Genomic DNA, 24,749 nt, shown 5'->3' on the forward strand with positions numbered 1-24,749 from the left:
AGCAGCGCTTATACCTTGTCCGCCAGCGCCAGCTCCCCAAACCCTGACTCTTAACAGACGTGTTCCCGGTGTTTTAGTGTAAGATCCCGAAGCAGTAAATACTTTCGCAGCTCCCAATTAACGTCCTGTATCTGAAGAGAGAAGCTCTGCTTTTAGATTTGCTAGCAAAGTTGCAGGCGACCCATTGTCTAGGACGTCCACAGCGGCAGCATCACAAATGTATTGAGCCAAAACATAAGCCATAACTGTGGCCTGTCGGAGTGCCTTATTAACTTGGGCAGATGAGGCTTTTCCTGCCTGAAAATTAGTAGCTAAAGCAGCCAGAGCTTCGTAATCAGCCTGGCTAGTGACATTAGCCCCACTGCCAATAGCAAGTGGTTTAAAATTATTTGTAGCCATTAAAGATTCACTCTCCATGCGCATTCGTCAAACCCGGCTATATAGTCATTATCAATATTAAAGCCAAAAAACCACATCCGGTCAGTCATGCAGAAAGACCTGCTCAACCTGCGCATTGAACTTCTCAATGGCAGCTACTTTACCGGCAGGAAGATGAATATAGAAAAGAAAGGCAGGACGGCGGCCACGGTTAATTCCAGCATGGCAGACCTGAAAGCGATCTTCGCCTTTGCTCATGGCAACGGGTATATCGAGGCAAATCCTATGACAGGAATAAAACCTCTCAAAAAATCCAATAAGCGTCCGGATCCGATTACCCGGGAAGAGTACCCTCGCCTCATCGCGGCATGCTCAACACGACAGACGGCGAACATGTGGTCACTTGCCATCCTGACCGGATTACGCCATGGCGAGATATGCGCTCTGGCATGGGAGGATGTGGACCTTGAGGCGAAAAAGCTGACGGTCAGCCGCAACCTTACGCCACAGGGTCTGTTCACGCCGCCGAAGACAGAAGCAGGGAACCGCGTCATATGCCTGATGGATGCAGCTGTCGAAATTCTGCGTGACCAAAGGGAGCTGACCAGAATGTATCCTCAGACCTCTTTCACTTTTCATACCAGGGAGTATGGCGAGCGAATAGAGGAGCAGAAGACATTCGTCTTTAATCCCGGCGTGAACGCAGTCAACGGGAGGTCGGGAGCATATTACTCAACAGAGTCACTGGGACAGATATGGACCGGCGCACTGAGGCGTGCAGGCCTGCGTCACCGGAAAGCATATCAGTCGCGTCACACGTTCGCATGCTGGGCTCTTTCAGCAGGCGCAAACCCGAACTACGTTGCATCGCAAATGGGTCACTCCGATGCGCAGATGGTGTACCGGGTTTATGGCGCCTGGATGTCAGAGAACAACACGGACCAGCTATCACTCATCAACACGAAAATGAGCGATCTTGTGCTACATACGTGCTTCACCAAAGTGGCAGTATGATAAACTTCAGCATCTTCAGATAGTTACCCACCTAAACCTGCATATTCATAATCTCGCTGTACGCCGAGACCAGCTTGTTCCTGACCTGAATCCCCATCTGCATGGAGATAGAGGATTTCTGGAGATCGACCATCACATCATTCAGCGCCACGCCGGGTTTCCCCATCTCAAAATCCTGCGCCTGGGTGCGGGCGGTCGTCTGCGTTTCGCTGATCTTATCCAGTGCGGCCTTCATGGTTGCACCAAAGTCGATCTGATTTGTGGCTTCACTGCTGCGGTTGCTGGCCTGCAGTGAGGTGACCTGAAGCTGCTGGAGTACGCCGTCAATAGCCTGAATAGACATGAACGATACCTTATAAAAGAGGGTGGGATTTTTTCTGTGGGCAAAAGTTAACACGTTGTCAATGAGACAAAGGCGCTAAATGACAGCAAAAAACCTACCTTATCCACGCATCGAATTTTGCTTATCACCTAATAATGCCTGGCATTGAAGTGGAAATTTTATCTACGCAGGTCAGGGAGTCTGTTTTGCCATCTCAACTTACCCGGTCAATTACGTCAGGCAGGAATCGGTCATGAATGCGAGTACAGCCGCCACACCAGATCAAGAAAAGAAAGGCTTCGGTGACCTGCTCGCTCGCCTGCGCGCCAATCCGCGTATTCCTCTTATCGTCGCCGCCGCCGCCGTTATCGCGATCGTCATCGCGATGGTGCTGTGGGCAAAGCAGCCCAGCTACAGCGTGCTTTACAACAACCTCTCTGATGAAGATGGCGGGGCTATCGTCACGCAGCTGACGCAGATGAACATCCCCTATCGCTTCGCTGAAAACGGCGGCGCACTGATGGTGCCTGAGGCTAACGTGCACGAGCTGCGTCTGCGTCTGGCTCAGCAGGGTCTGCCGAAAGGCGGCTCGGTGGGATTTGAACTGCTCGATAAAGAGAAGTTCGGCATCAGCCAGTTCAGCGAGCAGGTTAACTATCAGCGCGCGCTGGAAGGCGAACTGGCCCGCACGATCGAATCACTCGGCCCGGTCAAAAGCGCCCGTGTCCATCTGGCGATGCCAAAACCGACCCTGTTCGTGCGTGAGCAGAAAGCCCCGTCTGCCTCTGTCACCTTAACGCTGCAGCCTGGCCGTGCGCTCGATGAAGGCCAGATTCAGGCCATCGTCCATATGGTCTCCAGCAGCGTCGCCGGTTTACCTCCGGGCAACGTGACGGTCGTTGATCAGACCGGTCGCCTGCTGACCCGCTCCGACTCAGTTGGGCGCGATCTGAATGATGCACAGCTGAAATATGCCTCTGAAGTGGAAGCGCGTTATCAGCAACGTATTGAAGCGATCCTGAACCCTATCGTGGGCCAGGGCAACGTGCATGCGCAGGTCACCGCGCAGATTAACTTCGATACCAGCGAGCAGACTGACGAGAAATATCAGCCTAACGCGAATCCGTCGAATACGGCGATCCGTTCGCGTCAGACCAGCACCAGCGATCAGTCGGGCAGCCCGTATCCGGGTGGCGTGCCGGGCGCACTCTCTAACCAGCCTGCGCCAGCTAACTCTGCGCCGGTCACAACGCCAAATAATACTGCGGCCAATGGCCAGAACGCCAATGGTCAGAATGCTAACGGACAGAACAACGCCGGCCAGACCACCAGCACCGCCACAGCCAGCGCGACGCCGACCAACTCACGTCGTGATGACACGGTGAACTACGAGCTCGACCGCACCATTCGTCATACCAAACTCAACGTGGGTGACGTGCAGCGGCTTTCCGTTGCGGTGGTGGTGAACTTCCGTACCGACGACAAAGGCAAAACGGTCGCGCTGAACGAAGCGCAGCTGAAGCAGATTGAAGATCTGACCCGTGAAGCAATGGGTTACTCCCAGACGCGTGGCGACAGCATCAACGTGGTGAACTCGCAGTTCAACTCAACTGAGCCGGTGAGCACCGACCTGCCCTTCTGGCAGCAGCAGTCCTTCTTTGATCAGCTGATGAGTGCGGGTAAATGGCTGTTGATTGCCCTGGTGGCCTTCATTCTCTACCGCAAGATGGTGCGTCCGCATCTGGTGCGTAAGCAGGCTGCCGAGAAAGCCGCTGCCGAAGCCGTTGCCGCCCGCGCCACGCAGCAGGAAGAAGAGGAAGCCTTTAGTGTGCAGCTCAGCAAAGATGAGCTGGAGCAGGAACGTAAGTCTAACAACCGCATGAGCGCAGAAGTGATGAGTCAACGCATCCGCGACATGTCAGAAAACGATCCGCGCGTTGTTGCGCTGGTGATTCGCGAATGGATGAGTAAAGAGCTATGAGTCTGACCGGAACTGAAAAAAGCGCCATCCTGATGATGACCATTGGCGAAGAGCGCGCCGCGGAAGTGTTTAAACACCTGAACCAGCGCGAAGTGCAGCACCTCAGCGCCGCGATGGCCAGCATGCGTCAGGTGTCACACAAGCAGCTGACCGAGATACTGCGTGAGTTCGAAACCGACGCCGAGCAGTTTGCGGCGCTGAGCCTGAACTCCAACGAATACCTGCGCTCTGTGCTGACCCGTGCGCTGGGCGAGGAGCGTGCCGCCAGTCTGCTGGAAGATATTCTCGAAACGCGGGAAACCACCAGCGGGATGGAAACGCTCAACTTTATGGAGCCGCAGGCCGCTGCCGACCTTATCCGCGACGAGCATCCTCAGATCATCGCCACCATCCTGGTTCACCTCAAACGGGGTCAGGCGGCCGATATTCTGGCGCTGTTCGACGAGCGTCTGCGCCACGATGTGATGCTGCGTATCGCGACCTTTGGTGGGGTGCAGCCTGCCGCGCTGGCCGAGCTGACCGAAGTGCTGAACGGCCTGCTGGATGGCACCAACCTCAAGCGCGCGAAGATGGGCGGCGTGAGAACCGCAGCCGAGATCATCAACCTGATGAAAACCCAGCAGGAAGAGGCGGTTATCGAAGCCGTTCGCGACTTCGATGGCGAGCTGGCGCAGAAAATTATCGACGAGATGTTCCTGTTCGAAAACCTGGTGGAAGTGGACGACCGCAGCATCCAGCGCCTGTTGCAGGAAGTGGAGTCCGAGCAGCTGCTGGTCGCACTGAAAGGGGCCGAACAGCCGCTGCGCGAGAAGTTCCTCAAAAACATGTCAGCCCGTGCGGCCGACATTCTGCGCGACGATCTGGCCAACCGCGGTCCGGTGCGGATGTCTGCTGTAGAGAACGAACAGAAAGCAATCCTGCTGATTGTTCGCCGCCTGGCCGAATCTGGCGAGATGGTGATTGGTGGTGGCGAGGAAACCTATGTCTGATGCATTTTCTGCCCGCCCATGGCAGCTGTGGCAGCCCACCGATCTGGGTCGTTTTGATGAGCCTGAACCGGAGGCACTGCCGGAGATCGCTGAATCTGACGACGGCGTTGATGAGCAGCAGCAGCAGCTTGAACGTCTGCAGCAGCAGATGCGCAAAGAGGCGCAGGGCCAGGGTTACAACGAAGGCTTTCAGCAGGGCGTCACCGAAGGCCAGAAAGCGGGCTACGACGCCGGTTTTCAGCAGGGTCTGGCCGATGCTCAGCAGCAGCAGGCCCCTCTGCAGGCGCGGATGTCCCAGCTGGTCACCGAGTTTCAGAACACGCTGGAGTCGCTGGACAGCGTCATCGCTGCCCGCCTGATGCAGCTGGCGCTGGAAGCCGCGCGCTCGGTGATTGGCCAGGCCACCACGGTGGATGGCACCGCCCTGCTGCGTCAGATTCAGGGTTTACTGCAACAGGAACCGATGTTCAGCGGCAAACCTCAGCTGCGCGTCCACCCTGACGATCTGCAGCGCATTGAACAGACCCTGGGTCCGACGCTGGATCTGCACGGCTGGCGGCTGATCGCTGACAGCACCCTGCACCCTGGCGGCTGCAAGCTCAGCGCGGAAGATGGCGATCTGGATGCCAGCGTCGCGACACGCTGGCAGGAACTCTGCCGCCTCGCCGCACCGGGAGAAATCTGATGACCACCCGTCTGAACCGCTGGCTGGGCTCGCTGGACGCCTTTGAAAAACGCATTTCCCAGGTGCAGCCGGTACGCCGTTATGGCCGTCTGACCCGCGCGACCGGACTGGTGCTGGAAGCCACGGGCTTACAGCTGCCGCTGGGCGCAACCTGCATTATCGAACGCAACGATGGCAAAAACATCAGCGAAATCGAAAGCGAAGTGGTGGGATTCAACGGTCAGAAGCTGCTGATGATGCCACTGGAAGAGGTGGACGGCATTTTACCCGGTGCGCGGGTCTATGCGCGCCAGAGCGGCGACAATCCGCAGGCGGGCAAACAGCTGATGCTTGGCCCCGAACTGCTGGGCCGCGTACTCGACGGCAGTGGCCGACCGCTGGATGGTCTGCCATCACCGGATACCGGCTATCGCGCCCCGCTGATCACGCCGCCTTTTAACCCGCTGCAGCGTACGCCGATTACCGACGTACTGGATACCGGCGTGCGTGCTATTAATGCCCTGCTGACGGTGGGTCGCGGGCAGCGTATGGGCCTGTTTGCCGGTTCAGGCGTGGGTAAAAGCGTGCTGCTTGGCATGATGGCGCGCTACACCAAAGCGGACGTGATCGTGGTTGGTCTGATTGGCGAACGTGGTCGCGAAGTTAAAGATTTTATCGAGAACATTCTCGGGGCTGAAGGCCGCGCCCGTTCGGTGGTCATCGCCGCCCCCGCAGACGTTTCACCGCTGCTGCGTATGCAGGGTGCCGCCTACGCGACCCGCATCGCGGAAGATTTTCGCGACCGCGGCAAGCATGTGCTGCTGATTATGGACTCCCTGACCCGCTACGCCATGGCGCAGCGTGAAATTGCCCTGGCGATCGGCGAACCCCCGGCAACCAAAGGCTATCCGCCTTCCGTGTTCGCCAAACTGCCTGCGCTGGTTGAGCGTGCCGGTAACGGTATCGACGGCGGCGGTTCCATCACCGCGTTCTATACCGTCCTGACCGAAGGTGACGATCAGCAGGACCCGATTGCCGACTCCGCGCGTGCGATTCTCGACGGCCATATCGTGCTGTCGCGCCGGCTCGGTGAAGCGGGTCACTATCCGGCCATTGATATTGAAGCGTCGATCAGTCGTGCGATGACCTCGCTGATCGATGAGAACCACTATGCCCAGGTGCGCCAGTTCAAGCAGTTGCTCTCCAGCTTCCAGCGTAACCGCGATCTGGTCAGCGTAGGGGCCTATGCCGCCGGCAGCGACCCGATGCTGGATAAAGCCATCCGGCTCTATCCGCAGATGGAAGCTTTCCTGCAGCAGGGCATCTTTGAGCGCAGCGATTACGACGACGCCAGCCTGCATCTCCATGCGCTGTTTGGCGCCTCAACCTGATTAACGCGAGGTAATGGCTATGAAAACGGCAAATGCTATCGATACGCTGCGCGACTTAGCGGAGCAGGATCTCGAACGGGCCGCCATCTATCTGGGCGATATGCGCCGCGGCCAGCATGCCGCCAACGAGCAGCTGACGATGTTGCTCGACTATCAGGATGAATATCGCAACAAACTTAACGATGACATGTCGAGCGGCATTGCCAGCACTCGCTGGACTAACTATCACCAGTTTATTCAGACGCTGGAAAAAGCGATTGAGCAGCACCGTAATCAGCTTAATAACTGGAATCAGCGCCTGGAGCAGGCGCTGATCAACTGGCGTGACAAACAGCAGCGGCTGAACGCCTATCAGACCCTGATCACGCGGGCAGCGGAAAATGCATTACGACAGGAAAACCGTCTCGACCAGAAACGGATGGACGAATTTGCCCAACGGGCCGCATTGAGGAGAGGCGAATGATTACGCTGCCAAACATTGCCATGAAAGCGACGGCTAAAACCGACGCAGAACCATCAGTCGCAACCGACGCTGCGGCAGGGTCAGATGCCCTGCCACAGGACTTTCTGACCGCGCTGGGAAACCAGCTGCTTGGCCTGGCAAAACAGCAGGGAAAAGCGGCGCAAACCGCTGACGCAAAAGCAGAAATGGCCGATGAGCGTCGACCGGCTTCTCCGCTCAGTGCGCTGCTGGCAACACGGGATAATCCTGCTGCCCTGGCTGCCCTGCTGAAACCGGAAAATATTAAAGCTGGGTCAAAATCAGCCGATGATAAAGAGAGCCTGGACGCGGCATCCTTAAGCGCCAGCGAGCTGCAGAATGTGCAGGCGCTGTTCGCCATGTTACCAGGTGCGGCTACGGCGACAGCCAGCGCGCCACCGCCCGCCAGCAGTGAATCGGGTGAGGTGATTAGCCAGAGCGATGGCGGCCGTAAAGCGCTGACCGCGCTGACGCAGATGCTGAACACGACACCGGAGAGCAGCTCATCGCAGAGCTCTGCGCCGGGTAAAGATGAGAAGCACGAGATAAAAGGTGCGGCGCTGAACGCCCCTGCGGCGAGCAACGCGGCGAGCCAGAGCAGTAGCACCGCGCAGAGCAGCAACAGCAGCCTGAACCTGGCCTCAGACAGCCATTTCCAGCAGGCGCTGAGTGCGATGATGAAGCAGGATGATCAGGCCGCGACGCACAGCAGCGCCAGCGATACTGGTCTGAACATCAGCGGCCCGATTACGAGCGCCAGCACCCTGCCCGCGCCGGTGACCGCGTCAGCGACCAGCAGCACCCCCTCAACGCCGATGCTGAATGCGCAGCTGGGCAGCGACGAGTGGCAGCAGGCGCTGAGTCAGCAGATTGTGATGTTCAGTCGCAACGGCCAGCAGAACGCGGAGTTGCGTTTACATCCGGAAGACCTCGGCGCTATCCAGATCAGCCTGAAACTGGATAACGACCAGGCACAGATTAGTCTGGTTTCCAGCCACAGCCACGTCAGATCGGCGCTGGAAGCCGCGATACCGCAGCTGCGCAGCGCGCTGGCAGAGAGCGGTATCAACCTGGGCGAGAGTCAGGTGAGCAGTGACAGTTCCGCGCAGAGCCAGAGCTTCCAGAATCAACAGGAGGCGCGCCGCGACGGACAGCATGGCCGCTTCTCCCTCCCCCAGGACAGTGACACCGACATTACGCCGATTGCCGTCCCCGCCGCCCTTCAGGCTCGCGTCAGCGGTAACAGCGCCGTCGACACTTTTGCCTGACAGCGATAAACGCTGAAGGTAAGCGTAAAACCCGCGTCTATTCTGCCCATTGGTTTGACTTAAGACGCGGGATAATCTGTCCCGTGAGCCGAGAGGCTTGCCCATAATTCACAGGAAGTAACTGCAACCATGTCTGATAACGCGAAAGCTAAAGGCCGCAAACGTAAACTCTTAATACCGGTGTTGCTCATTGTGACGCTGGCCGCTTGCAGCGTGGCAGGCTATGCAGTCTGGCGAATGATGAACAAACACGAGGGCGATAAGCCTGAGGTGGCGAAAGTTGAACCGCCTCCCGCTCCGGTCTTTTTTGCACTTGATACATTTACGGTTAACCTGGTCAATCCCGACAACGATCCTGACCGCGTGCTGTACGTAGGCTTTACCCTGCGTCTGGCCGATGAGGATACCCGTCGTCGGATGAATGACTATCTGCCTGAGGTGCGCAGCCGTCTGCTGCTGCTGCTCTCGCGTCAGAGTGCTTCGGCCCTGGCGACAGAGCAGGGAAAACAGGCGCTTGTTGAACAAATTAAACAGGCGCTGACACCTCCGCTGGTGAAAGGTCAACCTCCGCAGGCTGTAAACGACGTGCTGTTTACCGCCTTCATTTTGAGGTGAATCAATGGGCGATAGCATTCTCTCCCAGGCTGAAATTGACGCCCTTTTAAACGGCGACAGTGGCAGCGCGGAAGAAGAAAAGAAACAAAGCGGGCCGGAAGGCGATATTCGTCCTTACGACCCGAACACCCAGCGCCGCGTGGTGCGCGAGCGTTTACAGGCGCTGGAGATCATTAACGAGCGTTTTGCCCGTAGTTTCCGTATGGCGCTGTTTAACCTGCTGCGCCGTAGCCCGGATGTCAGCGTCGGGGCGATCAAGATTCAGCCGTATCATGAGTTTGCCCGCAATCTGCCGGTGCCAACCAACCTGAACCTGATCCACCTGAAACCGCTGCGCGGCACCGCGCTGGTGGTGTTCTCACCCAGCCTGGTCTTTATCGCCGTTGATAACCTGTTTGGTGGCGACGGACGGTTCCCGACCAAGGTCGAGGGCCGTGAGTTCACCCATACCGAGCAGCGGGTGATTCGCCGCATGCTGAAGCTGGCGCTGGATGGTTACAGCGACGCCTGGAAGGCGATTTATCCTCTGGACGTCGAATACGTACGTTCAGAGATGCAGGTAAAGTTCACCAACATTACCACCTCACCGAACGATATCGTGGTTAACACGCCGTTCCAGGTGGAGATTGGTAACCTGGTGGGTGAGTTTAATATCTGCATCCCGTTTTCAATGATTGAACCGCTGCGCGAGCTGCTGGTGAACCCACCGCTCGAAAACTCCCGCCAGGAAGATAACCACTGGCGTGACAACCTGGTAAAACAGGTGCAGCACTCTGAGCTGGAACTGATCGCTCACTTTGCCGAAACCTCGCTGCGTCTGTCACGGATCCTGCAGCTGAAACCCGGCGATGTGCTGCCGATTGAGAAGCCGGAACGCATTATCGCCCATGTCGATAGCGTCCCGGTCTTAACCAGCCAATATGGCACGATGAACGGCCAGTATGCGCTCCGTGTCGAACACCTGATTAACCCGATTTTGAATTCGCTGAACGAGGAACAGCCCCATGACTGACAGTAATAAACCGTCTGACGATATCTCTGCGGACGATCTGTGGGCTGAAGCGATGAATGAGCAGGTCGGCAGCAGCAGCGCGCCGCAAACCGATGACGTCTTTAAGTCATTCGACAGCCCGAATGTGGCAGGCTCACTGCAGGACATCGATCTGATTATGGATATCCCGGTGAAGCTCACCGTGGAACTGGGCCGTACCAAGATGACCATCAAAGAGCTGCTGCGTCTGACGCAGGGTTCCGTGGTGTCACTGGATGGCCTGGCGGGTGAACCGCTTGATATCCTGATTAATGGCTACCTGATCGCTCAGGGTGAAGTCGTGGTCGTGAACGACAAATATGGCGTTCGCATCACCGATATCATCACTCCGTCTGAACGTATGCGTCGTCTGAGTCGCTGAATATGACCAGCCAGAATCAAACGCTGCAACCGGCTGCACCTCAGGCCCAGGCGATCTCCACCGGCTCGATGCTGGCTCAGGTCAGCAGCGTATTAGCGTTAATTATTTTACTGATTCTGGCCTGCGCCTGGCTGGCACGCCGTGTCGGCTTCGCGCCGAAAAAGGTCAGCAGCCAGGAGCTGAAGCTCACAGCCAGCGTCTCCGTGGGCCAGCGTGAGCGGGTGGTGATTGTGGATACCGCCGATGCCCGTCTGGTGCTGGGCATTACCGCACAGCAGATTACTCACCTGCACACCCTGCCGCCGGGTGAACCGGCGTCAGTGACGCCGGTCAACAGTGCACCACAGGATTTTCGTCAGCTGTTACAGAACCTGGTTAAACGTCCCGGAAAAAACCCATGATGCGTCGACTGCTTCCTTTACTGCCACTCCTGTTACTGGCACCGGTTGCCCATGCCCAGCTGCCGGGCCTGGTGAGTCATTCGCTGCCCAATGGCGGTCAGAGCTGGTCGCTGCCGGTGCAGACGCTGGTCTTTATCACGGCGCTGACCTTTATTCCGGCGGTGCTGCTGATGATGACCAGCTTCACCCGTATCATCATTGTGTTTGGTCTGCTGCGTAACGCGCTGGGCACGCCCTCTGCCCCGCCGAATCAGGTGCTGCTTGGCCTGTCGCTGTTCCTGACCTTCTTTATCATGGCGCCGACCTTTGACCGGATTTATCAGGATGCCTATCTGCCCTTCAGTCAGGACAAGATCAGCATGGATGTGGCGATTGAGAAAGGCGCCCAGCCGCTGCGTGATTTTATGCTGCGCCAGACGCGTGAAGCGGACTTAGCCCTGTTTGCCCGGCTGGCAAACGTGGCACCGATTGCCGGTCCGGAAGCCGTGCCGATGCGCATTCTGCTGCCCGCTTACGTGACCAGCGAGCTGAAGACCGCGTTCCAGATTGGCTTTACCGTCTTTATCCCGTTTCTAATCATTGACCTGGTCGTCGCCAGCGTGCTGATGGCGCTGGGGATGATGATGGTGCCGCCCGCGACCATCTCACTGCCGTTTAAACTGATGCTGTTTGTTCTGGTCGATGGCTGGCAGCTGCTGGTCGGTTCACTGGCGCAAAGCTTCTACTCCTGATCCCCTTTTCTTCCCGGAGCAACACATGACACCCGAATCAGTAATGGTAATGGGACAGGAAGCGATGCGCGTCGCCCTGATGCTGGCCGCCCCACTGCTGCTGGCTGCGCTGGTTAGCGGCCTGCTGATCAGCCTGATCCAGGCGGCGACCCAGGTCAACGAACAGACCTTATCCTTTATTCCTAAGATCCTGGCGGTGGCGACCACCGGGATTATTGCCGGCCCGTGGATGCTGAATCTGCTGCTGGACTATATCCGCACCGTCTTTACTAACCTGCCTTACATCATCGGCTGATGATTACTCTCGACAGCAGCCAGCTGGTTCAGTGGGTCAGCCAGTTCTTCTGGCCACTGGTGCGTATCATGGCGTTGTTCGCCACCGCACCGATCCTCAGTGAACGTTCCGTCAGTAAGCGTGTCAAAATCGGACTGGCGGTGATGATCACCTGGCTGCTGATGCCGCTGCTGCCTGCTGTTAATGTCACGCTCTTTTCCCCTGCCGGATTCTGGCTGCTGATCCAGCAGATGCTGATTGGCATCGCACTGGGCTTCACCATGCAGTTTGCCTTCGCAGCCGTGCGCTGCGCCGGGGAAGTGATTGGCCTGCAGATGGGTCTGTCGTTCGCCACCTTTTTCGACCCCGGCAGCCGTCTGAACATGCCGGTGCTGGCCCGCTTTCTCGACATGCTGGCGATGTTACTGTTCCTGACCTTTAACGGACACCTGTGGCTGATGTCGTTACTGGCGGACAGTTTTCATACCCTGCCGATTGGCGGTCACCCGCTGAATGCCAATGCTTTTATGGCGCTGGTAAAGTCGGGCGGATTAATTTTCCTTAATGGCATGATGTTAGCGCTGCCCTTAATCGTTTTGTTACTCATGCTAAATCTGGTACTGGGTTTGTTAAACCGCGTTTCACCACAGTTATCGATCTTCGCAATCGGCTTCCCGATTACCTTATCAGTCGGAATTTTAACCATCAGCCTGCTGATGCCCCTTCTCGCCCCGTTCTGTGAGCATTTGTTCGGTGAAGTATTTGATTTACTCGCCCTGTTCCTGACAGAACTATCCCGAACCTGAACATTAACTTTCTAACTATCTTTCCATCACCACACTTAAGTATCGCAAAACCATCCGTGCATTTTCCGAACCATGTTTTCCAGAATGCAACTAAGGATATTCTGATAAATGTGCTGAGAGTCTGAAAATAATTCTTATTAAACCGGGCTTCGCGTATTTTAGTTGGGTGGTTCACAGAAGCTCTCAGACTGTGAATGTGCAGGCAAATCGGTCAAGCCATTGAAATTACTAAGAAAAAAACTTTAACGAATTTTTCTTGTTAAAAAATGTTTTTTCCGGCATTGTCAACGCACGCTGAGACATCACACTTTCGTAAAACAAATGTTTTTGAGAATTGTCCTATCAGAAAACTCCGGGTTTTCAGGGATAGTGACAAGGCTCCCAAAAATTGAGTAATACTTAACCTCCGGCATTTCACTGGCACTCCCCGCCACAGTCGGAGAATGTGTGACGTCAGGGCAGCACAAATTTTTTGCAGAACGGGTCAGGGATGAAGACTTTTACGGGCGATTGCCTGTTACCACACTGCACGAGCAGAATAAAAAAGTACCTAAGAAATCTCTCTCGTATCGCAACGCGTATTCATCGTTGATTTAAACGGATAACAAATTGGTGAGGGTCGCTATTATGCCAACTATTATTATGGATTCCTGCAACTACACACGCCTGGGATTAACAGACTACATGTCTTTGAAAGGAGTTAAGAAGAAAAATATCTCTTCTGTCTCCGACATTGAGCAACTACAGCAGAAATGTGAGCAATTAAATCCTGGTGTCGTATTTATTAATGAAGATTGTTTCATTCATGAATCCGATTCCAGTGAGCGTATCCGCAGCATTATTACGCAGCATCCCGATACACTCTTCTTTATCTTTATGGCGATTAGCAATATCCATTTTGAGGAATATCTCTACGTTCGTAAGAACCTGATTATTACATCAAAATCGATGAAAACGTCGACCCTGGATTCCTTACTCAGTACCTATTTGCAGAAGAAACTCAACCAGTCTGCGCGCATCTCTTCGGGCATGGATGTTCACCCGCTGACGCTGAGCCAGACCGAGTCAAACATGCTGAAAATGTGGATGTCAGGTCATGACACCATTCAGATCTCAGATAAAATGCAAATTAAGGCCAAAACGGTATCGTCACACAAAGGTAATATTAAACGCAAAATCAAAACCCATAATAAACAGGTGATTTATCATGTGGTGCGTTTAACCGATAATGTGACCTCGGGTATTTACGTTAATATCCGCTGATCGTTAAACCAGAAAAACCGGCTCCGAGGGGCCGGTTTTTTTTGCTCAGAACTGGGAGCCACGTCTCACTCTTACCGCTAAGTCTTTACTCTCTTTTGCCGATGTTAAGCCTTATAACAACAGCCCTGAGAGAGCAAGGATATGAACACTGCATTAGATAATGATGGACAAAAAAGCGCGGGCATCTGGCAGAACCTCCGCCTGGTACCGCTGTTTAGCCTCATCTTCGGCGGCATTCTGCTGCTGTTTGCACTCTGTATTGGCGTCGCCAGTTACTTTCTTACCTTAAGCAATCACTCCCTCGATGATGCCACCGACGAAATTCAGGTTCGTATGGGGCTCGCCAACAGTTCAAACCATCTGCGTACGGCACGTCTGACGATTATTCAGGCCGGTGCGGCCGCCCGCATTGGCGAAATGGATGAGTTTCGCGCGAACGTCGCGGCAGCCGAGAAACGTATCCAGCAGGCCAAAGAGGGCTTTGCGGTCTATGAAGCGCGTAAGGTGAAGTCGCCCTCTGATACCGAACTCGATGCCACGCTGCAGGCCCGCTTCAATAACTACATTACTAAAGGCCTGCTGCCGATGATCAATGCCGGTAAGCAGGGCAGCTTTGAGGGGATCATTGCTCAGGAGACGGATGTCACCCGCAAGCTGGATGATGAATATAATCAGGTGCTGCTGAAGGCGATTAAAATCCGGACCGACCGGGCAAATGCCATTACCGCTGAAGCCGATGCGCAGTCACGCATCGGTTTTATAGCGATGGGCGTCGCGTTTGTGGCTGCACTGGTACTGGTTCTGCTGACCTTTGTCTTCCTGCGGCGGATTGTGATCAATCCTTTACGACAGTCAGTGGAACGCATTGAACGCATCGCGCAGGGCGATCTGACCTCCGCTCCCCTGCCCTGTGGGCGCAGTGAAATCGGTACGCTGATCCATAACCTGCAACTGATGCAGCAGGCACTGGTCATCACGGTCGGAACGGTGCGAGAAGGCGCTGTCGCCATTTATCAGGGGTCCAGCGAAATCTCCGCCGGTAACACCGACCTCTCTTCCCGCACCGAGCAGCAGGCCGCCGCGCTGGAACAGACCGCGGCCAGCATGGAAGAGCTTACCGCCACCGTGAAGCAGAATGCGGAGAACGCGCATCACGCCAGTCAGCTGGCTGCCGATGCCTCCGGCAAGGCCCGCAGCGGCGGCGAGCTGGTCAGCGGTGTGGTGAAAACCATGACCAATATTTCCGGCAGTTCGAAGAAGATTGCGGAGATCACTAACGTCATCAACAGCATTGCGTTTCAGACTAACATCCTGGCGCTGAACGCGGCCGTCGAGGCGGCGCGTGCCGGTGAGCAGGGGCGCGGCTTTGCGGTGGTCGCCAGCGAAGTGCGGAATCTGGCCCAGCGCAGTGCGCAGGCGGCAAAAGAGATTGAGTCTCTGATTGCCGAGTCGGTCGCACTGATTAATGACGGTTCACAGCAGGTGGGCGCAGCCGGGAATACGATGGGTGAGATTGTCGAGGCGGTGCGTCGGGTGACCGATATCATGTCAGAGATTGCGGCCGCCTCCGACGAGCAGAGCCGCGGGATTCAGCAGGTCAGCCAGGCGGTGACCGAGATGGATAACGTCACTCAGCAGAACGCCTCGCTGGTGGAAGAAGCGACAGCCGCCGCCGCGTCACTGGAGGATCAGGCGGGTAAACTGACCCAGGCCGTCGCCGCCTTCCGCCTGCAGGCTTCACCGGCGGCCACCGCGATGGCTTCCCGTCCGGCTGCGCCGGTTAAAACGGTGGCCGTCGCGCCCCGCCCGGCGCTGGCTGGCAGCAACGAAAACTGGGAAACTTTCTGAGTCATTAAGCGGGGTCGCGGGCGACAGCGCTCAGGGCCCTTCTGTGCAAAAAGCCGCCTCCGGGAACGGAAAGGCGGCTTTCTTATGCGCGTCAGGCTCAGGCGTCGTGGTAAGGCTCAACGAAGATCCCATCCGGCTGATGCGTCTCATTAAAAAACCAGATGCCCAGCGGATAATCTTCGAGCGCAACCAGAAACATTGTGCCCTCGTTGAACGGCTCCATCGCCAGAATGGTGCCCACGCGACGCGGGCCGCCATCCGTTCTGACGCTGACGCGGTCATTTACCTTCATGTCGGTTCTCCTGATGATTTACTGCGTACAGTCTAACCGAAGAACCTGAGGGATGCAGCGCGTTAGCGGCGGGCAATGACCCATACGGCATGGATAATGCCGGGGATGTAGCCACAGAGGGTCAGCAGGATATTCAGCCAGAACGCGCCGCCAAACCCGACCTGCATGAACACGCCCAGTGGGGGCAGCAGGATAGCGATAATAATTCTTAAGAGGTCCATAACCATTCCTTTAGGTATTGAAAAAATTCAGCTTTATTCTCAACTATAGCTGAATCTGCTCTGTTAACAGGAAAAGTCAGGTAAATCTGAGTAAGGATGCCCTTTTTCGATTCTTTAACAGTGCACGGCAGGATTTCTTACGCGCCTGACCGTTACACTCTCCTGGCTGCATCGCCCCCCCGGCAGCGCAGCATTCCTGCAATAACAAGGATTTTGCCCGCACTCTGCGGGCTTTTTTTGATCTGCGATTAACCCTTCCTCGCCTTTCTCTGCCGCCTTCTATACTTACAGTTCTGTTTGCTCTCAGGAGTCTGAAAATGACAGAGGAAAAGCACGACAGCGCGGCGCAGCCAGCCGAACTCAGAGTGGATATGGAAGGATTACTGGCGGCGATTCAGGCCAGAACGTCGGGTGAGATTCAGGACGCTATGGAAGCGGGACCGTCGCCACGACGCGAGATTGATGGTCAGGTTTTTCGTTCCGGCGCCGAACTGGGGGAGGCGTTTGAGATCGACATCAGTGACTGTCGCGCCTGTGAAGCTAACCGCTGAAATCGATTTCAAAAAAATACCCGGCATGGAAGCCGGGTAAAAATTCAATTCGTTACACCAGGGAATTCTTAACACCGTTGCAGAATACCTGATTGCCCGGACTGAACAAGTATCAGATATGCACGTTTCTGCAACCGCCCCACTCACGCTGACGCGATACAGGTTAAAAACACCGCGCTGCACAGTCACTTAGCCCTGCACAATTCCTACACGCCCCACTTTCCTGCGGGCCTGTTTTTAAGAATATTCCTGGATTTCTGGCTGGTGTGGCAGGAAAAAAAGTGTGCGCCATATTCAACTATAATATTGAAAAATCGCTGCTTTAGCGGCGAACGTGATGAAAGGAGCCTGTTCATGCCCGATCTTCAGCACCCCTTAATGGTAATTACCGATTTGGATGGTTCACTGCTCGACCATCACAGCTATCGCTGGGATGCGGCCACGGAATGGCTGACCACACTCCGGGAGCATGCGGTGCCGCTGGTCATCTGCTCCAGCAAGACCGCAGCTGAAATTGTCCCGCTGCAGAAAAAGCTCGGCATCGCCGGTTCCCCCTTTATTGCGGAAAACGGTGCCGTGGTGCAGACCCTGGATCAGCAACGGATTCGTCTGCCTGATAGCGCCCTCAGCTATGAGGCGCTCTGTGAGCGTCTGGCTGGACTGAAAAGCCACTTCCGCTTCACCGGGTTTCACGACTTCTCCGATCCGGAGGTGGCCGCCATGACCGGTCTGAGTGAAGCGGATGCGGCCCTCTCCCGTCAGCGGGATGCGTCAGAAGTGGTGGTCTGGCGCGACAGCGATGAGGCCTTTGACCGGTTTCATGAGTCACTGCATGCAGAAGGGCTGGCGCTCACTCAGGGCGGCCGTTTCTGGCATGTGATGCCGGCAGGCAGTGGTAAAGGCGAAGCCCTGCGCTGGCTGCTGGCACACTCTCCCGGCGAGCCACGCGTCACTATCGGGCTGGGGGATGGGCCAAACGACGCCCCGATGCTGGATGCGGTGGATTATGCGGTCGTCATCAAAGGCTACAGTAAAACGCCGGTGACCCTCAGCCGCACCGATCAGCAGCAGGTTTATCACACCGCTCACCACGGCCCTGAAGGCTGGCGTGAAGGGCTCGACTATTTTTTGACTCAACCTCAATGAGCTGCCCACGGGCATGAAAAGGATGAAGCGATGAGTGACTTTTATCAGAATGGCGTAATCACCAACTTCCATAACCTCACCCACCGCAGCGTGGAGTCGCTGGAAAAAGAGATGGTTCGCTTTGCCCGCAAACGCAAAATGGGGCTGATCCTGCCGTCGCTGTTTTCCGAACTTGAAGGTCCGGCGCTGACCAATATCGTCGATGAGCTGGCAAAAGTGCCCTACCTGGATGAAATTGTGATCGGGCTGGATCGGGCCGACCGCGACCAGTTCCTGTTTGCCCGCGACTTCTTCTCCCGGCTGCCGCAGCGCCACCGTATCCTGTGGAACGATGGCCCGCGCCTGAAGGCGATTGATGCGGAGCTGGATAAAGAGGGGCTCTCCCCCACCAATCCGGGTAAGGGGCGCAACGTCTGGTTCTGTACCGGCTACACGCTGGCCTCCGACCGCACCAGCTGTGTGGCCCTGCATGACTGCGATATCGTCACCTATGAGCGCGGCATGCTGGCACGTCTGCTCTATCCGCTGGCGAACCCGGCGTTTCAGTATGAGTTCTGTAAGGGCTTCTATGCGCGCGTGGCCGACGGCAAGCTGAATGGCCGCGTGGGCCGCCTGCTGGTCGGGCCGCTGCTGCGCTCGCTGCAGAAAGTCTATGGCCACTCAGAGTATCTCGATTACCTGTCGAGCTTCCGCTATCCGCTCTCCGGCGAGTTTGCCATGCGCACCCATGTACTCAACGGCATTAAAATTCCTGGCGACTGGGGACTGGAGATCGGCGTGCTGTCGGAGATTTACCGCAACTACACCACCCGCCAGTCGTGTCAGGTCGAGATCGCCGATAACTATGACCATAAACATCAGCCGCTGGCCGAGGATGATGGCACAGGCGGCCTGAAGCGAATGAGCAGCGACATTGTTCAGTCACTGCTGCGCAAGCTGGCCACCATGGGCGTTCCGCTCACCAGCGACTCATTCCGGGTGCTGAAAGCGACCTACTACCGCAATGCGCTGGATATGATGGAGACCTACAACCACGAAGCGGTCATGAATGGCCTGAAGTTCGATCAGCATGTGGAAGAGGCGGCGGTCGAGATGTTTACCCAGTCGATTCTGGAGGCGGGTCAGGCGTTTATCGAGCGTCCCAACGACAAGCCCTTTATTCCGAGCTGGAGCCGCGTCCAGTCAGCGTTTCCTGACGTTCTGCAGCGTATCTATCAGGCGGTAGAGGAGGATAACGACGGCAACGTCTGAGCAGGAGCGGCACAGGGAATGTGTCCGCGTTCAGACGGTGGAGGCGCAGAGCCTCAATAAAGCTTCAGGATAGAAGAACAGGCCTGCGGAGTGGCAGGCCTTTAAGGGATAAAGCGCCGCAGCCTGACGGGCCTGTTCTTCGCGGCGCGCTGCCCGCCTGCGATTCAGCTCGCCAGCTGCTGCTCAGGATTCAGCGCGCAGAGTTCATCGCTGCGAAAGGCTTCCCGGCGCACCGCATAGCCGTCGTACCAGCGACACTCGACCATGCCACTGGCGTAGCCGGTCACCACCATGGTGTGCCCTTCTTCCTTGTGCTGAACCTCTTCACTGATTGCGAAAACCATGCTGCGCTCCTTTTTATTAACCTGAGTGATTATTTTCTTTATAGCAGGCGAATGCGGTTCCTGCCTGTTAAGGCACGCATAAAAAGGGCAAATTCGGAATTAAGCAGATGGATATAGTGAAAATAAAAAAAGCGGATAAAAAATATTATCCGCTTTGATGAGGAACCGACGCTGACGTCAGATTTTACAGCCTTCGCAATCGGCTTCATCACCGAGATCGTCCGGCACTTCGCTGGCTTTTTTCTCGGCTTTCGCTTCCGCCTGCTCAAGCTGTGCGTCAATATCAAATTCAAACATATCGTCGTTCATCGTCATTCTCCTGACCGTAAATCGCAGTGCGCTTTATACCGATTTTCCACGCACTCTGGCAATAAGGTTGACCACTAACAGCACGATCGACCCAATGATAAAACCGAGCACCAGGTTCGCGCCATTGCTGAGCAGCGTCGCAATCCAGCCGCTGAAGCCAGCGCTGACCTCTTCAATCAGGTGATGCAGCGGCGTAATGCCATGCACCACAATGCCGCCGCCCACCAGGAACATGGCGATGGTGCCCACGACCGAAAGGATCTTCATCAGCCAGGGCGCGGCCGCCAGCAGCACGCTGCCGATGCCCTGCGCAACGCGCGACGATTTCTCCCGCAGCCAGAAGCCCAGATCATCAATTTTTACAATGGCCGCCACGATGCCGTAGACGCCAACCGTCACCAGAATGGCGATGCCCGCCAGGATAATCACCTGATTGAGCAGCGGTGATTCGGAAACGATACCTAAGGTAATGGCAACGATTTCGGCCGACAGAATAAAATCGGTGCGCACTGCGCCTTTGATTTTCTTTTTCTCAAACTCTGCCGCGTTCTGCTTCGCCAGTGAATCAAGCCGCTGCTGGCGCGCCTCCGGCGATTTGCTCTGCTTGTCATGCTGCAGGCTGTGCATCACCTTCTCGACCCCTTCATAGCAGAGATAGGCTCCGCCCAGCATCAGCAGCGGCGTAATCAGCCAGGGCGCAAACGCAGAGATAACCAGCGCCAGCGGCACCAGGATCAGTTTGTTCAGAAACGATCCTTTCGCCACGCCCCACACCACCGGCAGCTCCCGGTTGGCTTTCACGCCGGTGACCTGCTGGGCATTCAGTGACAGATCGTCGCCCAGCACGCCGGCCGTTTTTTTCGCCGCCACTTTCCCCATGACGGAAATATCGTCCAGAAGTGTTGCAATATCATCAAGTAAAGTCAGTAAACTGGTTCCCGCCAAAATTGTATCCTTAGTCTGGTTCGTTATGTTGACAACATGGGCAGCGCTCAATTTCCGTTACGGTCATGTCGGCGATGCCCTCACATTCCCACTCCACCCGAATCGTCTCGCCTGCTGTTCCTTCAGCATGCAGGTATTTGCTTACCGGGCTTTCGGTCATGCCGGTGATCTCCTCCGTGGCAATCAGCCTGTCGCCGCTGTAGACCCGCGCAGTGGCGCGGGTATTCACCATCCGCTCGTCGCGAAGCTGGTAAAGGCGTTTTACCGTCAGTTTTATGCTGCTCATCTCAGGCTCCTTCCTGGCCACGGAGAAAAGGCCGATCTAATCAATTATGACTCTGATTAGCAATCAGCGTTGTAATGATGAATGCCCTGATGATCGATTTCGGCACTCTCCGGCATGACCAGCAGCCACTCCTCCAGCCGTTCCAGCAGATCCTGATCCGCCAGCCGCAGTTTGCCGCGCAGCGCGCACTCCCAGATGATCAACACTTTCCAGCCACTCGCCTGCAGTTGCTGCACATAGCGCCGGTCACGTTCAACATTGCTGTTAATCTTGCCCGTCCAGAACTCTGTGCGGGTGGCCGGCAGTTTAAACAGGTAGCAGTGATGGCGATGCCAGAAGCAGCCATGAACAAAAATAATCGCCTGCTGGTCGTTGAGAACAAAATCGGGCCGTCCCGGCAGGTTTTTATCCTGCACACGAAAGCTGAATCCCCGGTCTTTCAGCAACAGCGCAATACGTTGCTCAATGGCCGTATCCTGAGCGCGAATGGCACGCATATTTTTGCTGCGTGTTTCGCTGGAGTGAACATCAGCCATAGCCTCTCCTTTTTTGCTGGTTATTCAACTTTAGTCTGCGCCACGAAAAGCGAAAGCTGGCAGCCGAACCTTCATAACGTGCGCCGCAAAAACAGACGATTCCGGCGCGCCAGCTCAGGGCACATCGGGGCAATTTCCTCACTGCCTCAGGAGTGATAGCATAGGCGCCTCACTGTTAAGGAAAAACGCATGCATCCCGCCGCCCTCGCTGAACCACTTTCTGCTGCACATTCACTTCCTGAAGCGTCCGATCGCTTACAGCAGGTCCTGGCAATCTATTCGGTTCGTGATCTTACGGCCCGCCTGCAGCAGGCGGGCTTCTCCCGCTGGAGTCCCGCGCTCCTGAACCGGATCCGCCAGGGCAAATGCGCCGTGCCGCCGCTGAGTGAAGCCGAACAGCTTCTGCTGCAGGATCTGCTGCCGGCCCGGCCCGCCCATTATGATAATCCTGAATTTCGCTTTATCGATCTCTTTGCCGGGATTGGCGGCATTCGCAAAGGATTTGAGGCGATAGGCGGCAAGTGTGTCTTCACCAGTGAATGGAACAAAGAGGCGGTTCGCACTTATAAAGCTAACCACTACAGCGATCCGCTGGAGCATCACTTCAATACCGATATCCGTGAGGTCACACAGCCAGCGGGCCTGAGCGACGATGAGGCGATCTATCGCGCTATCGATGCTGCCATCCCCGATCATCAGGTGCTGCTGGCGGGCTTTCCCTGCCAGCCCTTCTCACTGGCGGGTGTCAGCAAAAAGAATGCGCTGGGCCGCGCACACGGGTTTGAATGCCAGGTGCAGGGGACGCTGTTTTTCGACGTGGCGCGCATCCTTGCCGCAAAGAAACCGCCCTTTTTCGTGCTGGAGAACGTGAAGAATCTCAAGAGCCACGATAAGGGCCGCACCTTCGCCATTATCATGGAGACGCTGGATGAACTGGGCTATGAGGTCGCGGATGCCGGTGACACCAGCCCGGATGCCAAAGTGATCGATGCGCGTCATTTCCTGCCGCAGCATCGCGAACGCATTGTGCTGGTCGGGATCCGCCGTGACCTGAAAAAACAGGATTTCACCCTGCGCGATATCCGCCGCTTCTTCCCGGCTCAGGTCCCTGCGCTGCAGAGCCTGCTGGAGAGCGACCCGGATGACAAATATATCCTCTCGCCGGTGCTCTGGCGCTATCTCTATCAGTATGCGAAAAAGCATAAGGCGAAAGGCAATGGCTTTGGCTTTGGCCTCAACGATCCGCGTAATCCGCACTGCTGCGTGCGCACCCTATCGGCGCGCTACTACAAAGATGGCTCGGAGATCTTGATTGACCGCGGCTGGGACAGCGCGCTGGGGGAAGCGGAGTTTCACGATGCCGCAAACATGGCGCGCAGACCGCGCCGTTTGTCACCACGCGAATGTGCGCGGCTGATGGGCTTTGATGTACCGGGCCACGAGCCGTTCCGCATTCCGGTCTCAGACACGCAGGCTTACAAGCAGTTTGGTAACTCGGTGGTGGTCCCGGTGTTCGCCGCGGTAGCGCAGCTGCTGCTGCCCCATATCCGTCAGCTGAAACCCTGATTCCTGAAAAGAAAAACCACCTGATGATGCAGGCCCAGACAAAGCGAGTTTAACAGCAACGAATAAGCTCAACGCGCAGGGAACAGGATCAGAAGAGGAAAGCGTCCCGCGCCAGGGATGGCGCGGGTCGAGCGTGTCAGGGATGACGGTTTTTGCGTCTTTCCGATCTGACCCTGTTCTCTTCGCAGGCACAGTCTCACCACAAAACAGTCCAGCCTGATGCAAAAAAACCCGTCTGGCGACGGGTTTCATGTTTATTTCTTCTTCTTGCTCTGCTTTTTCAGCAGCAACCGTATCTGTTTCAGTTCGCTGGCGCTTAATCCATCGGCCTGTGCATCAGAAGCGGCTGAGGCTTCCGCCGCCGCTTCGGTAATGTCCTGATTATCAATCGCCGGATGCGGATGCGTTTCCAGACTGGCCTGCAACCGCTGCACAATCTCCTGACTCATGGAAATCTGGTTTTCCAGCGCCAGCTGTTTAATCGTTTCTTTTAATTCAGGATCAATTTTAATCGTTAAATTAACAGTTTCGGTCATCAGGCAGCTCCTTTTTTGTTATTGCTCACACGCTACCGGATGACCGTTTCGATTAACATACTGTCATAAAAATTTAATATTCACTGCGCAGCGGCGTGAAATCCCGCAGTACGGCCTCGTCCATTCCCACCAGATTTCCCTGAAGCTCTGCATAGAGTTTCGCCATGTAGCGCACCAGGAAATCTGCGTTATGTTCAGCCAGCATCCGCCCCGCTTCCGTGTGCATCGTTTCCGGCAGACGCAACAGCTTTTTCTGGAAATGATCCAGCGTCCACAGCGCATCATTCAGTTCGCGATCTTTTGCCAGCGGGTCCTGACTGTCGAACAGCGGACGGTTCAGGGCCCCGGCGGTATAGAAAACCCGAGCCAGACCGATGGCGCCCAGCGATTCCAGCCGGTCAGCATCCTGAACGATTTTCGCTTCCAGCGTCTGAGGCGGGATACCGGCGCTGAAACTGTGAGTTTTCACAGCGTGCATTACCGCCTCTATCTTTTCAGCCGGGAAATCGAGGAAATCCTGCTGCAGAATGCGCTGGGTTTCCGTGGCGGCATAGGTGGAGGCCAGATGACGTTCCGGATGATTCTTCGGCAGATTGACCACATCGTGAAAATAGCAGGCGGTGAGCACCACCAGCGGATCAGCGGGAGTACCGTTCAGGATACGCTGTGCGCTCATCCAGACACGGCGCAGATGGGCGATATCGTGCGCGCCGTCGTCATGGATCCAGTTCGCCTGAAACCAGCTTTCATAACGGGATTGCCAGAGTGTAAGTGACATAGTCTATCTCCCTGTGGTGATCGACAGCAGTTCTCTGTCGTGATCGGTGCGCGAACGTCAGGCCATCATAGCGACTGGCTAATGACATTTTTTTTACAGAGCGGTGGATAAGAGCGGGGCTGCCAGCAATTTCCGGCAGAAAAATGAGAT

Annotated in this window: 31 protein-coding genes; 20 read left to right on the forward strand and 11 right to left on the reverse strand. The window is 55.9% G+C overall.

The features are described from left to right. Positions 1-117: 117 nt before the first annotated feature. Entirely contained in the window at positions 118-399 is a 282-nt protein-coding gene (locus CKF42_RS21370) for a hypothetical protein (protein WP_233501050.1), read from the reverse strand. Positions 400-486: 87 nt separating this feature from the next. Here CKF42_RS21370 and CKF42_RS16780 point away from each other — a divergent pair, with 87 nt between their 5' ends. After that, a complete protein-coding gene (locus tag CKF42_RS16780; RefSeq protein WP_233501051.1) occupies positions 487-1,392 on the forward strand; it encodes a site-specific integrase in 906 nt (301 codons plus the stop codon). 31 nt (positions 1,393-1,423) lie between these two features. Here the strand turns inward: CKF42_RS16780 and fliE are convergent, their stop codons facing one another. Then, entirely contained in the window at positions 1,424-1,735 is a 312-nt protein-coding gene (gene fliE, locus CKF42_RS16785) for a flagellar hook-basal body complex protein FliE (RefSeq protein WP_009089566.1), read from the reverse strand. Positions 1,736-1,967: 232 nt separating this feature from the next. Here fliE and fliF point away from each other — a divergent pair, with 232 nt between their 5' ends. The 15 genes from fliF (at position 1,968) to CKF42_RS16860 (ending at position 15,838) form a co-directional block, all read left to right on the forward strand. Continuing rightward, positions 1,968-3,695: a flagellar basal-body MS-ring/collar protein FliF gene (gene fliF, locus CKF42_RS16790; RefSeq protein WP_111208693.1), complete on the forward strand. Its 1,728-nt coding sequence runs from the start codon at positions 1,968-1,970 to the stop codon at positions 3,693-3,695. Further along, entirely contained in the window at positions 3,692-4,684 is a 993-nt protein-coding gene (gene fliG / locus CKF42_RS16795; protein ID WP_009089561.1) for a flagellar motor switch protein FliG, read from the forward strand. The genes fliF and fliG overlap by 4 nt, the downstream gene beginning before the upstream one ends. Further along, positions 4,677-5,369, forward strand: coding sequence for a flagellar assembly protein FliH (fliH, locus tag CKF42_RS16800; RefSeq protein ID WP_046102078.1), 693 nt, complete (start codon positions 4,677-4,679; stop codon positions 5,367-5,369). Before fliG ends, fliH begins: the two co-directional genes overlap by 8 nt. Further along, positions 5,369-6,739 carry a flagellar protein export ATPase FliI gene (gene fliI / locus CKF42_RS16805; protein ID WP_009089558.1) on the forward strand — a complete coding sequence of 457 codons (1,371 nt, stop codon included), beginning with the start codon at positions 5,369-5,371 and terminating at the stop codon, positions 6,737-6,739. Before fliH ends, fliI begins: the two co-directional genes overlap by 1 nt. Before the next feature lie 19 nt (positions 6,740-6,758). Next, on the forward strand, positions 6,759-7,202 hold the full coding sequence (fliJ, locus tag CKF42_RS16810) for a flagellar export protein FliJ (protein WP_009089556.1): 444 nt from the start codon (positions 6,759-6,761) through the stop codon (positions 7,200-7,202). After that, entirely contained in the window at positions 7,199-8,488 is a 1,290-nt protein-coding gene (locus CKF42_RS16815) for a flagellar hook-length control protein FliK (protein ID WP_111208694.1), read from the forward strand. The genes fliJ and CKF42_RS16815 overlap by 4 nt, the downstream gene beginning before the upstream one ends. A gap of 129 nt (positions 8,489-8,617) precedes the next feature. Continuing rightward, complete coding sequence (gene fliL / locus CKF42_RS16820) at positions 8,618-9,103, forward strand: flagellar basal body-associated protein FliL (protein ID WP_009089553.1); 486 nt, start codon at positions 8,618-8,620, stop codon at positions 9,101-9,103. Between the two features lie 4 nt (positions 9,104-9,107). Further along, a complete protein-coding gene (fliM, locus tag CKF42_RS16825; RefSeq protein ID WP_009089551.1) occupies positions 9,108-10,115 on the forward strand; it encodes a flagellar motor switch protein FliM in 1,008 nt (335 codons plus the stop codon). After that, complete coding sequence (fliN, locus tag CKF42_RS16830) at positions 10,108-10,515, forward strand: flagellar motor switch protein FliN (RefSeq protein ID WP_058957683.1); 408 nt, start codon at positions 10,108-10,110, stop codon at positions 10,513-10,515. Before fliM ends, fliN begins: the two co-directional genes overlap by 8 nt. Positions 10,516-10,517: 2 nt before the next feature. Beyond that, positions 10,518-10,916 (forward strand): flagellar biosynthetic protein FliO, encoded by a 399-nt coding sequence (gene fliO / locus CKF42_RS16835; protein ID WP_046102081.1) that lies wholly within the window; start codon positions 10,518-10,520, stop codon positions 10,914-10,916. Next, on the forward strand, positions 10,916-11,647 hold the full coding sequence (fliP, locus tag CKF42_RS16840) for a flagellar type III secretion system pore protein FliP (protein WP_009089546.1): 732 nt from the start codon (positions 10,916-10,918) through the stop codon (positions 11,645-11,647). Before fliO ends, fliP begins: the two co-directional genes overlap by 1 nt. 25 nt (positions 11,648-11,672) lie before the next feature. After that, complete coding sequence (gene fliQ, locus CKF42_RS16845) at positions 11,673-11,942, forward strand: flagellar biosynthesis protein FliQ (protein WP_003854466.1); 270 nt, start codon at positions 11,673-11,675, stop codon at positions 11,940-11,942. Then, positions 11,942-12,727: a flagellar biosynthetic protein FliR gene (gene fliR / locus CKF42_RS16850; protein ID WP_009089544.1), complete on the forward strand. Its 786-nt coding sequence runs from the start codon at positions 11,942-11,944 to the stop codon at positions 12,725-12,727. The genes fliQ and fliR overlap by 1 nt, the downstream gene beginning before the upstream one ends. Before the next feature lie 627 nt (positions 12,728-13,354). Continuing rightward, a complete protein-coding gene (gene rcsA / locus CKF42_RS16855; protein WP_009089542.1) occupies positions 13,355-13,990 on the forward strand; it encodes a transcriptional regulator RcsA in 636 nt (211 codons plus the stop codon). Between the two features lie 141 nt (positions 13,991-14,131). Then, positions 14,132-15,838, forward strand: a complete 1,707-nt coding sequence (locus tag CKF42_RS16860) for a methyl-accepting chemotaxis protein (protein ID WP_111208695.1) — start codon at positions 14,132-14,134, stop codon at positions 15,836-15,838. 97 nt (positions 15,839-15,935) lie between these two features. Here CKF42_RS16860 and dsrB read toward each other — a convergent pair whose 3' ends face one another. Together dsrB and CKF42_RS16870 are read right to left on the reverse strand one after the other, a co-directional pair. Continuing rightward, complete coding sequence (gene dsrB / locus CKF42_RS16865; protein ID WP_009089538.1) at positions 15,936-16,130, reverse strand: protein DsrB; 195 nt, start codon at positions 16,128-16,130, stop codon at positions 15,936-15,938. 62 nt (positions 16,131-16,192) lie between these two features. Further along, entirely contained in the window at positions 16,193-16,351 is a 159-nt protein-coding gene (locus tag CKF42_RS16870) for a YqaE/Pmp3 family membrane protein (RefSeq protein WP_009089537.1), read from the reverse strand. A gap of 317 nt (positions 16,352-16,668) precedes the next feature. On the opposite strand from CKF42_RS16870, the gene CKF42_RS16875 reads away from it, so the two are divergent. The 3 genes from CKF42_RS16875 to CKF42_RS16885 all read left to right on the forward strand — a co-directional run bounded on the left by CKF42_RS16875 (position 16,669) and on the right by CKF42_RS16885 (position 19,299). Continuing rightward, positions 16,669-16,902: a DUF2525 domain-containing protein gene (locus CKF42_RS16875; RefSeq protein ID WP_111208696.1), complete on the forward strand. Its 234-nt coding sequence runs from the start codon at positions 16,669-16,671 to the stop codon at positions 16,900-16,902. A gap of 354 nt (positions 16,903-17,256) precedes the next feature. Next, positions 17,257-18,048, forward strand: coding sequence for a mannosyl-3-phosphoglycerate phosphatase-related protein (locus CKF42_RS16880; RefSeq protein ID WP_111208697.1), 792 nt, complete (start codon positions 17,257-17,259; stop codon positions 18,046-18,048). 30 nt (positions 18,049-18,078) lie between these two features. Then, positions 18,079-19,299 carry a glycosyl transferase gene (locus CKF42_RS16885; protein ID WP_009089531.1) on the forward strand — a complete coding sequence of 407 codons (1,221 nt, stop codon included), beginning with the start codon at positions 18,079-18,081 and terminating at the stop codon, positions 19,297-19,299. 164 nt (positions 19,300-19,463) lie between these two features. Here CKF42_RS16885 and CKF42_RS16890 read toward each other — a convergent pair whose 3' ends face one another. The 5 genes from CKF42_RS16890 to CKF42_RS16905 form a co-directional block, all read right to left on the reverse strand. Further along, a complete protein-coding gene (locus tag CKF42_RS16890; RefSeq protein ID WP_009089530.1) occupies positions 19,464-19,643 on the reverse strand; it encodes a YodC family protein in 180 nt (59 codons plus the stop codon). A 177-nt stretch (positions 19,644-19,820) separates the two neighbouring features. Next, entirely contained in the window at positions 19,821-19,952 is a 132-nt protein-coding gene (locus tag CKF42_RS21450; protein ID WP_003854444.1) for a hypothetical protein, read from the reverse strand. 33 nt (positions 19,953-19,985) lie between these two features. After that, positions 19,986-20,897 (reverse strand): DUF808 domain-containing protein, encoded by a 912-nt coding sequence (locus tag CKF42_RS16895; protein WP_046102085.1) that lies wholly within the window; start codon positions 20,895-20,897, stop codon positions 19,986-19,988. Positions 20,898-20,907: 10 nt separating this feature from the next. After that, positions 20,908-21,183 (reverse strand): hypothetical protein, encoded by a 276-nt coding sequence (locus CKF42_RS16900; RefSeq protein ID WP_009089527.1) that lies wholly within the window; start codon positions 21,181-21,183, stop codon positions 20,908-20,910. A 56-nt stretch (positions 21,184-21,239) separates the two neighbouring features. Continuing rightward, complete coding sequence (locus CKF42_RS16905) at positions 21,240-21,719, reverse strand: very short patch repair endonuclease (protein ID WP_009089525.1); 480 nt, start codon at positions 21,717-21,719, stop codon at positions 21,240-21,242. A gap of 189 nt (positions 21,720-21,908) precedes the next feature. Here CKF42_RS16905 and dcm point away from each other — a divergent pair, with 189 nt between their 5' ends. Then, the gene (gene dcm / locus CKF42_RS16910) at positions 21,909-23,285 is read left to right on the forward strand and encodes a DNA (cytosine-5-)-methyltransferase (protein WP_111208698.1); all 1,377 of its coding nucleotides are present in this window, start codon (positions 21,909-21,911) and stop codon (positions 23,283-23,285) included. A 254-nt stretch (positions 23,286-23,539) separates the two neighbouring features. Here dcm and CKF42_RS16915 read toward each other — a convergent pair whose 3' ends face one another. Both CKF42_RS16915 and CKF42_RS16920 read right to left on the reverse strand, forming a co-directional pair. After that, positions 23,540-23,821, reverse strand: coding sequence for an Arc family DNA-binding protein (locus CKF42_RS16915; RefSeq protein ID WP_046102088.1), 282 nt, complete (start codon positions 23,819-23,821; stop codon positions 23,540-23,542). A gap of 73 nt (positions 23,822-23,894) precedes the next feature. After that, positions 23,895-24,599 carry a phosphohydrolase gene (locus CKF42_RS16920; RefSeq protein WP_111208699.1) on the reverse strand — a complete coding sequence of 235 codons (705 nt, stop codon included), beginning with the start codon at positions 24,597-24,599 and terminating at the stop codon, positions 23,895-23,897. Positions 24,600-24,749 lie beyond the last annotated feature (150 nt).

The organism is Pantoea sp. ARC270 (assembly GCF_003236725.1).
Taxonomy (GTDB): Bacteria; Pseudomonadota; Gammaproteobacteria; order Enterobacterales; family Enterobacteriaceae; genus Pantoea; species Pantoea anthophila.